General features: G+C 65.7%; 7 protein-coding genes and 2 pseudogenes. 3 read left to right on the forward strand and 6 right to left on the reverse strand.

Annotated features, from left to right (window positions below; all coding sequences use genetic code 11):
* The 5 genes and pseudogenes from AVE30378_RS32070 to AVE30378_RS32090 all read right to left on the reverse strand — a co-directional run.
* Positions 1–76 (reverse strand): annotated as a pseudogene (locus AVE30378_RS32070) (GTP-binding protein); the annotation flags it as partial.
* Between the two features lie 77 nt (positions 77–153).
* Complete coding sequence (fusA, locus tag AVE30378_RS32075) at positions 154–2,256, reverse strand: elongation factor G (RefSeq protein WP_129247190.1); 2,103 nt, start codon at positions 2,254–2,256, stop codon at positions 154–156.
* A gap of 18 nt (positions 2,257–2,274) precedes the next feature.
* Positions 2,275–2,745: a 30S ribosomal protein S7 gene (gene rpsG / locus AVE30378_RS32080; RefSeq protein ID WP_006216561.1), complete on the reverse strand. Its 471-nt coding sequence runs from the start codon at positions 2,743–2,745 to the stop codon at positions 2,275–2,277.
* Positions 2,746–2,911: 166 nt separating this feature from the next.
* Entirely contained in the window at positions 2,912–3,289 is a 378-nt protein-coding gene (rpsL, locus tag AVE30378_RS32085) for a 30S ribosomal protein S12 (RefSeq protein ID WP_005017264.1), read from the reverse strand.
* 548 nt (positions 3,290–3,837) lie between these two features.
* Positions 3,838–4,485: a response regulator transcription factor gene (locus AVE30378_RS32090; protein WP_422393636.1), complete on the reverse strand. Its 648-nt coding sequence runs from the start codon at positions 4,483–4,485 to the stop codon at positions 3,838–3,840.
* A 311-nt stretch (positions 4,486–4,796) separates the two neighbouring features.
* Here AVE30378_RS32090 and AVE30378_RS32095 point away from each other — a divergent pair, with 311 nt between their 5' ends.
* The 3 genes from AVE30378_RS32095 to AVE30378_RS32105 are packed head-to-tail and all read left to right on the forward strand — an operon-like array spanning position 4,797 to position 9,036.
* Entirely contained in the window at positions 4,797–5,513 is a 717-nt protein-coding gene (locus AVE30378_RS32095) for a response regulator transcription factor (RefSeq protein ID WP_129247194.1), read from the forward strand.
* A gap of 35 nt (positions 5,514–5,548) precedes the next feature.
* Positions 5,549–6,658 (forward strand): FecR domain-containing protein, encoded by a 1,110-nt coding sequence (locus tag AVE30378_RS32100; protein WP_129247196.1) that lies wholly within the window; start codon positions 5,549–5,551, stop codon positions 6,656–6,658.
* Between the two features lie 29 nt (positions 6,659–6,687).
* Complete coding sequence (locus AVE30378_RS32105; protein ID WP_129247198.1) at positions 6,688–9,036, forward strand: CHASE2 domain-containing protein; 2,349 nt, start codon at positions 6,688–6,690, stop codon at positions 9,034–9,036.
* A gap of 14 nt (positions 9,037–9,050) precedes the next feature.
* Here the strand turns inward: AVE30378_RS32105 and AVE30378_RS32110 are convergent.
* A pseudogene (locus AVE30378_RS32110) lies at positions 9,051–9,639 on the reverse strand (serine/threonine-protein kinase); the annotation flags it as partial.

Genomic DNA, 9,639 nt, shown 5'->3' on the forward strand with positions numbered 1-9,639 from the left:
TTTTGCCGTGGTCAACGTGACCAATCGTACCCACGTTCACGTGCGGCTTGGTACGTTCAAACTTGCCTTTTGCCATGATCTCTATCCTTTGACTTTCAAGGAAACTTTGATATCTGCCGGGACCGCCCGAAGGACGGGCCCGGCAAGGGTTATTTACTTGGCCCGAGCGGCGATGACTTCGTCAGCGACGTTCTTGGGGGCCTCGGAGTAATGCTTGAATTCCATCGTGTACGTGGCGCGGCCTTGCGTCAGCGAACGCAGGTTCGTGGCGTAGCCGAACATCTCGGCCAGCGGAACTTCGGCCTTGATGGTCTTGCCGCCGCCAACCATGTCGTCCATGCCCTGGACCATACCGCGACGCGAGGACAGATCGCCCATCACCGTACCGGCGTAGTCTTCAGGCGTTTCGACTTCAACGGCCATCATCGGTTCCAGCAGCACGGGGCTAGCCTTGCGCATGCCTTCCTTGAACGCCATCGAGCCAGCCATCTTGAACGCGTTTTCGTTCGAGTCCACGTCGTGGTACGAACCGAAGAACAGCGTCACCTTGACGTCCACGACCGGGTAGCCGGCCAGGATGCCCGACGGCAGCGTTTCGGTGATGCCCTTGTCCACCGCGGGGATGAACTCGCGCGGCACCACGCCGCCCTTGATGGCGTCCACGAACTCGTAGCCACCGCCCGGAGGCAGCGGTTCGACCTTCAGGACCACGTGACCGTACTGGCCGCGACCGCCCGACTGCTTGACGAACTTGCCTTCGACTTCTTCGCACGTCTTGCGGATGGTTTCGCGGTAGGCCACCTGGGGCTTGCCGACGTTGGCTTCCACGCCGAATTCGCGCTTCATGCGGTCGACCAGAATTTCCAGGTGCAGCTCGCCCATGCCGGAAATGATGGTCTGGCCGGATTCTTCGTCGCTGCGCACGCGGAACGACGGATCTTCCTGCGCCAGGCGCGACAGCGCCAGGCCCATCTTTTCCTGGTCGGCCTTGGACTTGGGTTCGACGGCCTGCGAAATCACGGGCTCGGGGAACTCCATGCGCTCCAGCGTCACGTGCGAATCGACATCGCACAGCGTTTCGCCGGTGGTCACGTCCTTCAGGCCCACGACGGCGGCGATGTCGCCAGCCAGAACTTCCTTGATTTCCTCGCGGTTGTTCGCGTGCATCTGCAGGATGCGGCCGATACGTTCCTTCTTGCCCTTGATCGGGTTGTACACGGTGTCGCCCGACTTCAGGACGCCCGAGTACACGCGGACGAAGGTCAACTGGCCGACGAACGGGTCCGTCATCAGCTTGAAAGCCAGGGCCGAGAACTTCTCGCTGTCGTCGGCTTCGCGCTTGACTTCGTTGCCGGCGTCATCGGTGCCTTCGACCGGCGGAATATCCACGGGCGAGGGCAGGTAGTCGATGACGGCGTCGAGCATGCGCTGCACGCCCTTGTTCTTGAAGGCGGTGCCGCACAGCATCGGCTGGATTTCGCCGGCGATCGTGCGCTGGCGGATGGCCAGGTTGATCTCGGCTTCGTCCAGCGCGCCGGTCTCGAGGTACTTGTTCATCAGTTCCTCGGACGACTCGGCAGCGGCCTCGACCAGCTTTTCGCGCCATTCTTCAGCGGTGCCCAGCAGTTCGGCCGGAATGTCTTCGTAGTCGAACTTGATGCCCTGGCTGGCTTCGTCCCAGATGATCGCTTTCATCTTGACGAGGTCGATGACGCCCTTGAAGGTGTCTTCGGCGCCGATGGGGATCACCACGGGCACGGGATTGGCGCGCAGGCGCGTCTTCAACTGGTCGTAGACCTTGAAGAAGTTGGCGCCGGTGCGGTCCATCTTGTTGACGAAGGCCAGACGCGGCACACCGTACTTGTTGGCTTGGCGCCACACGGTTTCGGACTGGGGCTGAACACCGCCCACCGCGCAGTAGACCATGCAGGCACCGTCCAGGACGCGCATGGAACGTTCCACCTCGATGGTGAAGTCCACGTGTCCCGGGGTGTCGATGATGTTGATGCGGTGTTCGGGGTAGTTCTTAGCCATGCCACGCCAAAACGCCGTCGTAGCAGCCGACGTAATGGTGATGCCACGCTCTTGCTCTTGCTCCATCCAGTCCATGGTGGCTGCGCCATCATGCACTTCGCCAATCTTGTGGTTGACGCCGGTGTAGAACAGGATACGTTCGGTCGTGGTGGTTTTCCCTGCATCGATGTGCGCAGAGATGCCAATGTTGCGATAGCGCTCGATCGGGGTTTTGCGGGCCATGGTGGGTTAGTCCTTAAATTACCAGCGGAAATGGCTGAAGGCCTTGTTGGCCTCTGCCATCTTGTGCGTGTCTTCGCGCTTCTTCATCGCGGCGCCACGACCTTCGGAGGCGTCGATCAGTTCGCCAGCAAGACGCAGATCCATCGACTTCTCGCCACGCTTCTTGGCGGCTTCACGGAGCCAACGCATAGCCAGGGCCAGGCGGCGCACGGGGCGCACTTCAACCGGCACTTGGTAGTTGGCACCGCCAACGCGGCGGCTCTTCACTTCGACGATCGGCTTGATGTTGTTGATCGCCAGGCTGAAAACTTCGATCGGCTCCTTGCCGGTCTTGGTTTGCACTTGCTCGAGGGCACCATAGACGATGCGCTCGGCGACGGCCTTCTTGCCGTCCAGCATGACGACGTTCATGAACTTGGCGAGTTCGACGCTGCCGAACTTGGGATCGGGCAGAATCTCGCGCTTGGGTACTTCGCGACGACGGGGCATTGTTGCTTCCTTGTGTCTGTTCAGTTGAACCGTGTTTCATTACACGGCCATGGCCGCCCAATGGGACGACCCCTTACGTGCCGCGCACCTACCTGCATTCCGGTCGGCGCGGTTGCACTTCCCTGATGACGGATTTCCGCCACTTCGGGGTACTGCGGACTCGTTATCAGGCCTTCTTCGGGCGCTTGGCGCCGTACTTCGAGCGGGCTTGCTTGCGGTCCTTGACGCCTTGCAGGTCGAGGGAACCGCGCACGATGTGGTAACGCACACCGGGCAAGTCCTTCACACGACCGCCGCGCACCAGAACCACCGAGTGCTCTTGCAGGTTGTGGCCTTCACCGCCGATGTACGAAATGACTTCGTAACCGTTGGTCAGACGCACTTTGGCAACCTTACGCAGAGCGGAGTTCGGCTTCTTGGGGGTGGTGGTGTACACGCGAGTGCACACGCCGCGGCGTTGCGGGCAGTTTTCGAGCGCGGGGCTCTTGCTTTTGATGATGCTGACTTCGCGCGGCTTGCGCACGAGTTGGCTAATGGTAGGCATGACCTTTGAAATCCCTTTTACGTACCACTGGTAAGTACTTGCGTACTAGTCTCCTCAGGCTGTGAGCTTCGGAGCAGGCAGTTCGCGCAAAACCGCCTCAAACGTTCGTATACGTAAAAGAGCGGATTTGCCAACAAACTGTGACAAAACGCACAAAACCGGGTGCCGTAGGGGTAGAAGCCGCGGGGCAAAGCCCCACTCGTGGCCATGAAACGAAAGGCTCGTGACGCACCTCGTTTCCTGGCCCAAAACATCCAGACCCTACTGCGGCCAAATTTTGCGCGCGAAATAAAGCAGTTAGCCCTTTAGCATAACTGAGATTTGGGCGCACTGTCAAAGAAATTTGTAAACCCCGCCCAGGCGGCGCGTTGCCGGCAGAAGACGGCCTGTTAGGCGCCAGTCATGAAAATTGGGGTCGTATAAACCGGACATCCAGGATCCGGATCGGGGCGGAAATCGGGGCAAAAGCGCGAGGCCAGGCTGGATTCGCGTCCGGGCCGCGAATAGCGGCGGCGTGGGCCCAGTGTACTCGCCCGCGCCCCGTCTTTCTATTGGTCGGCGAACAGGTAGCCGCTGCCGTAGACCGTGCGGATCGGCAATATCAGGCCGGCCAGTTCGGCCTTGCGGCGCAGCCGGCTGACGATCACGTCGATGCTGCGGGAGCCGCTGGCCCGCGCGCTGCCGCCCTCGACCTGCAGCTCTTCGCCCAGCTCGGACCGTCCGACCGCCCTGCCCGCCACTTCCAGCAGCGAACGCACGATCAGGCGCTCATTGGCCGACAGCGAGAGGGTCGTTCCCGAAGGCGCGGCCAGCGTCCAGCCCTGGTCGCGCAGTTCCCATTGGCCGTTCGCGGCCGTCTCGGCCGGGGCGGCGTCCTGTTGCCCCGACGGCAGGCGGCGCGCCAGGGACAGCAGGATACACGCCAGTTCGCGCGGATCCTGCGGATCGGGCAGGCAGGCGTCCGCGCCGCTCTGCAGGCAGCGCAGACGGCTGTCCACGGACATGTTGCGTCCCGTCACCACGATACCCAGGGATGAAGAACCATGCAGCCGCGCCACGAGCGCGTAGCCGATTTCCCCCAGGGTCCCCACGTCGAGGACCACCCCGTCATAGGCGCCGCCGTTCAGCAGCCCGAACAATTCAAGAGAAGTCGAGCAGCCGCGCGCGGAAATGCCGGCCTGCAGCAAAGCGGACACGGCAGCGCCGCGAGCCGTCTCGTCCGGTGACATCATTAGTATGCGCAATTGATTCATAGTGGTTCCCAGCAATTCGACCCGCTTCCTCCTGTACCTTCGGCAATGGGACGATTGAGACAGTGTGGCGCGTTGTTACGCAACAACTCCAGTCAAGATTCGTCAACTTTGCAATGTTTGACAGTTCTTGCCATAACGTAGCCAGCGGGGACACTGCCCGAGTTATCATTCGTTTACTAGAATTCCCTCACCCTCTTGCAGTAGGGCGCCAATAGCGCGCGCTTGCGTAGCAAACCTTCGCGAGAACACGTCTGATGAAAATCGCGTCGCTGGAAGATGACCTGGACCAAGCACGCCGCATCCAGCAAGTTTTGACCTCCGCGGGATACTCCTGCACCAGTTATCAGCAGAGCCGGGATCTCCTGGCCGCGCTGCGCGTCGAGCATTTCGACCTGGTGCTGCTGGACTGGCACCTGCCCGATATCGACGGCGACGACGTCGTGCGCTGGCTGCGCATCAATATCGGTCCACGCATCCCGGTCATTTTCCTGACCAACCGCTCCAGCGAGGAAGACCTTGTGGAAGGCCTGCGCGCGGGCGCCGACGATTACATCGTCAAGCCCTGGCGCCCCCAGGAGCTGCTGGCCCGCGTGGCGGCGTTGCTGCGCCGCAGCCAGATCGCCGAGCCCGCCAACGACGCCTTCGACGTCGCGCGCTACCGCATCGAACCCGCCGGCCGCGCGATCTCGCTGAATTCCACGCCGATCGCCCTGGCGCCGAAGGAATTCGACCTGGCCTTGCTGTTTTTCCGCAATATCGGCCGCCTCATGTCGCGCGACGTGCTGGCCGAATGCGTCTGGAATCGGGAGATTCCCGCCACCTCCCGCACGCTGGACACCCATTTGTCGAACATCCGGCAAAAACTCCAGTTGCGTCCCGAGCATGGCGTGCGTCTCTCTTCCTCTTATGCCCTGGGCTACCGGCTCGAACTGACCGCCCCGGCCGAAGACGTTCAACCCAGTCAGCAGTAAGCGCGGTCCCGCGCATTCCCGGAGATTCGATTGTCATGAGCCGCTGCCGCGCGCTTTCCCTGCTTGCCCTGATGTCCTGCCTGATGCTCGTGGCGCCCGCGCGCAGCCAGCCGGCCGGCGCGCTCGGAGACGATTTCATCTACCGCGTCCGCCAGGGCGACACCTTGATCGACCTCGCCACCCGGTATACGCGCAACCAGGCCAACTGGAGCCACCTGCAAACCTTGAACCAGGTCGTCACGCCGGAGCTGCTGCCGATCGGACAGGAACTCCGCATCCCGCTTTCCATGATCCCCGAGCGCGCCGCCAGCGCGCGCGTGCTGCACGTCAGCGGCCAGGCGAGCATCGACGGCAAGTCCTTGCGGGCCGGCGACACGGTGGCCGAAGGCAGCACCGTCGCCACGGAATCCAACGGCTTCGTCACGCTGGAACTGGCCGACGGCTCCAAGCTGACGCTGCCGGCCGGCGGAGCCGTCGAATTGATGCGCTTGCGCCAGTTCGAAGGCACCGCGCTGACGGACTCGGTCGTCCAGGTACAGCGCGGCAGCGTCGAATCTTCGGTGGCTCCCGCCGGGGAAGGCGTGGGCCGGTTCGAAGTCCGCACGCCCGTCGCGGTGACCGGCGTGCGCGGCACGCGCTTCCGGGTGCAAAGCGGCGCCCAGGGCGCGCGCAGCGAAGTGCTGGAGGGCAGCGTGCGCCTGCAACCCCATGCGCCGGGCGAGCGGCCCGCCAAGCCGGTCGCCGTGGCCAAGGGCTATGGCGCGGCCGTCGGCGCGGACGGCGTCGTCTCCGGCATGCGCGCGCTGCTTGCCGCTCCGCGGTTGGGCGAACCCGTGCGCGCGGGCGGCGGCGCCTGGACCGCCGACGTTTCCCCGGTGGCCGGCGCGCAGAGCTACCTGGTGCGCGTCTCGCGCGATGCCGACGGCACGCTGCCGGTATCGTCCGCGAGCTTTCCCAGCAACGACATCCGGTTCTCGGCGCCCGGCCCCGGCACCTATTACGTGTCCGTGCGCGCCGTGGACGACCTGGGTCTGGGCGGCCAGGACGCGATCGCCACCTTCGAAGGCGTCAACCAGCTCATGACTTCCTTCGGTCTCGGGGTCGAGAGCGGCACGGGCGGCTTCGTCACGCTCACCGAGTACTAGGGCCGGCTGGCCGCTGAAAGGAGCCCCGCATGGCCGCCGCCGATCCCCCGGACCGGACCTCGCGCTCAGGGCTGTGGCTGACATTGGCGCTGGCGGTGCTGGCCGGCCTGCTGGGCTCGCTCAACGGCCTTGGCCGGTTCGACCAGATCCTCTACGACCGCACCGTATCGATAACGGGACGCAGCGCCGACCCGGACATCCTGATCGTGGCGATCGATGACGCCAGCATCGACGCCCTGGGACGCTGGCCCTGGCGGCGCGCGGTCCACGCGGCGCTGCTGGAGCGGTTGCGGGAGGCCCGCGCCGTCGGGCTCGACCTGATTTTCGGAGAGGCGGACACAGCCAACCCCCACGACGATCGCATTCTCGCCGACAGCATCCGGCGCAACGGACGCACCGTCCTGCCCATCGTGCTGGACCGGCTCAACCGTCCATCCAGCATCAGCGCCCCCATCCCCGGCCTGGCGCAAGCCGCGGCCGCGAAAGGCTTCATCAACGCGCGCGTCGACTCCGACGGCGCCGTCCGGGCGGCCACGTTGACCGCGGACGTGGCGGGAGAACGCTGGAACCACCTGGCCTTGTCGATGCTGGAAGTCGGCGGCGAGGCGGAACAGGCGCAAGAATTCCTGAAACGCGCCGCGCCGGACGGCGGCATGCTGATCCCTTACTCCGGCCCCACCGCGCACGTGCGCACCGTTTCGTATCTTTCGGTGTTGCGCGGCGACGTGCCGCCCGAGGCGCTGCGCGGCAAGTACGTGCTGGTCGGCGCGTGGGCCACGGGCCTGGGCGACGCTTACCCGACGCCGGTTTCCCACGACGTGAGCGGCATGTCTGGCGTGGAGATCATCGCGAACCTGCTGCAGGCCGCGCGCGACGACGTCGCCTTCCAGCGGCCGCCCGCCTGGTGGAACGGGCTGTTCTCGGCGCTGCCCGTGCTGCTGGCCTGCCTTGCCTTGTGGCGTTTGTCGCCGAAACGCGCCCTGCTGGTATGCGTCGCGCTGCTGGCCGGCATCCTGCTGGCCGCACTGTTGCTGCTGGCCTCCGGCCATTTCTGGTTCGCCCCGACCGCGGCGCTGCTGGGCGTGGCGCTGTGCTACCCGCTATGGAGCTGGCGCAGCCAGGAGGCGGCGCTGCGGTACATGGACAACGAACTGCGCCGCCTGCAGCGCGAATATCCGCCGGTGCTGAACGAGGCCCGCGCCCAGGCCGCCGGGCCCAGCGCGTCGCTCGAAAGCCGGGTCGGGGAATTGCGCCGGGCACTTGCGCGCGTGCGCAACCTGCGGCGCTTCCTGGCCGACGGCCTGGACGGCATGCCCGACGCCACGCTCGTCTTCGATCAGGACGGCCGCATGCGATTCCGCAACCAGGCCGCCGTCATGTACTTCCAGCGCCTGGGCATGCGCCCGCCCCGCGTCGGCCGCCCCGCCATCCACCTGCTTGAAAAGACCATCTCCGATCCCGCCACGCGGCAACGCGTCGCCGAAGCGCTCAGCGGCCAGGGTCCGGCCGCGGGGTCGTCTCCATGGAGCGCGGACCTGGAGCTGCGCGACCATGCGGGACGCGACCTCATCCTGAAATGCTCCCCCATCCATACCGCCGAAGGGAACTTCGCGGGCACCGTCGCCACGCTGACCGATATCTCGCGCATCCGCCAGGCGGAACGCCAGCGCGAAGAGACGCTGCGCTTCATCTCGCACGACATGCGCGCGCCGCAAAGCTCCATCCTGGCGCTGGTGGAAATGAAGCAGGAAGGCGGATCCCGCGAAGGACCGAACGAAACGCTCGACCGCATCGCCGCGCTGGCCCGGCGCACGCTGCACCTGGTCGATGATTTCGTGCATCTGACGCGCGCCGAATCCATGACCATCAGCGCGGTGGAGCTGGACCTGGGCAGCCTGCTGCAGGACGCCGTGGACGAGTTCTGGGCCTCGGCGCAGAAACGCGGCATCGCGCTGGACCTGCGGCTGCCGCTGCCCGCCGCCTACATCCGCGGCGACCAGACCCTGCTCATGCGCGCGTTGTGCAACCTGATAGACAACGCGATCAAGTACAGCCCCCCGCAGACGCGCATCGAGTGCGGCATCGACGAGGCATCCGGTTTCTGGCGGGTCGGCATACGCGACCAGGGCCACGGCATCGCGGCCAAGGACCTGGGCCGCCTGTTCGAGCCGTTTTCACGCGTGGGAATCGAAACCCGCGGCGACGCGGGCGGCGCGGGCCTGGGGCTGGCATTCGTGCGCACCGTGGCCGAGCGCCATGGCGGATCCGTGGAGGTAAGCAGCGAACCGGGGGCCGGCTCGGTCTTCACGCTGCGCCTGCCGATGGCGCCGGAAGCTTCCGCCGAAAAGCATCGCCCCCACGGCTTGCCGGCGGCATAGCGAGGCGCGGCCGCCTACTGGAAGGTGTGCGAAATCACGCCCGGCCGGCCGGCCTTTACCTCGAGCGTCGCGCGGTACGGCGGCAGGCCGGCATTGCGCAGCACCACCTGGTACTTGCCGGGAATCAGCCTGAGCTCCTTGACCGGCGGGCTGATTCCCCGGGCCACGCCATTGATCCACACTTCTCCCCAGGGGCGGATGTCCAGCCGCACCAGTACAGGCACGGGCTTGGGCTTGGCGGCGTCCTCGGCCGTGGCCGCGGGCGTTTCCGGGAACGCGGACTCCCGCGGCGCCGGCATCGCGGCTGGCGCGTCGGCGGGCGGCGCGGAAGGCGCCGGGTTTTCCGGGGATGCGGCGCCCGCGGGAGCCTGGCCCGCCGGCTCGGGCGGCGGCCGGGACGCGGGAGCGGCCTGCGGGGCCGCTTGCGGCAGGGGATGGACCACGGGCGGATTGGGCTGGACGACTTCCGACCGGGTAATCAGGGCGTTCTGGACGCCCAGGCCCGAGGCCAGCCAGGCGTAGACGCCCGCGCCGCCCAACGCCACGATGAACAGCAGCCACAACAGGGCGCGGCGCCCGCGCGCGTGCCGGCGCGCCGTGGCG

Source organism: Achromobacter veterisilvae (assembly GCF_900496975.1).
GTDB classification, from domain to species: Bacteria; Pseudomonadota; Gammaproteobacteria; order Burkholderiales; family Burkholderiaceae_B; genus Achromobacter; species Achromobacter veterisilvae.

What these genes read in the sequence shown, in the direction of transcription:
- fusA (WP_129247190.1), bottom strand. Translation starts at nt 2,256, where the DNA reads ATGGCCCGCAAAACCCCGATCGAGCGCTATCGCAACATTGGCATCTCT.
- rpsG (WP_006216561.1), bottom strand. Translation starts at nt 2,745, where the DNA reads ATGCCCCGTCGTCGCGAAGTACCCAAGCGCGAGATTCTGCCCGATCCC.
- rpsL (WP_005017264.1), bottom strand. Translation starts at nt 3,289, where the DNA reads ATGCCTACCATTAGCCAACTCGTGCGCAAGCCGCGCGAAGTCAGCATC.
- AVE30378_RS32095 (WP_129247194.1), top strand. Translation starts at nt 4,797, where the DNA reads ATGAAAATCGCGTCGCTGGAAGATGACCTGGACCAAGCACGCCGCATC.
- AVE30378_RS32100 (WP_129247196.1), top strand. Translation starts at nt 5,549, where the DNA reads ATGAGCCGCTGCCGCGCGCTTTCCCTGCTTGCCCTGATGTCCTGCCTG.
- AVE30378_RS32105 (WP_129247198.1), top strand. Translation starts at nt 6,688, where the DNA reads ATGGCCGCCGCCGATCCCCCGGACCGGACCTCGCGCTCAGGGCTGTGG.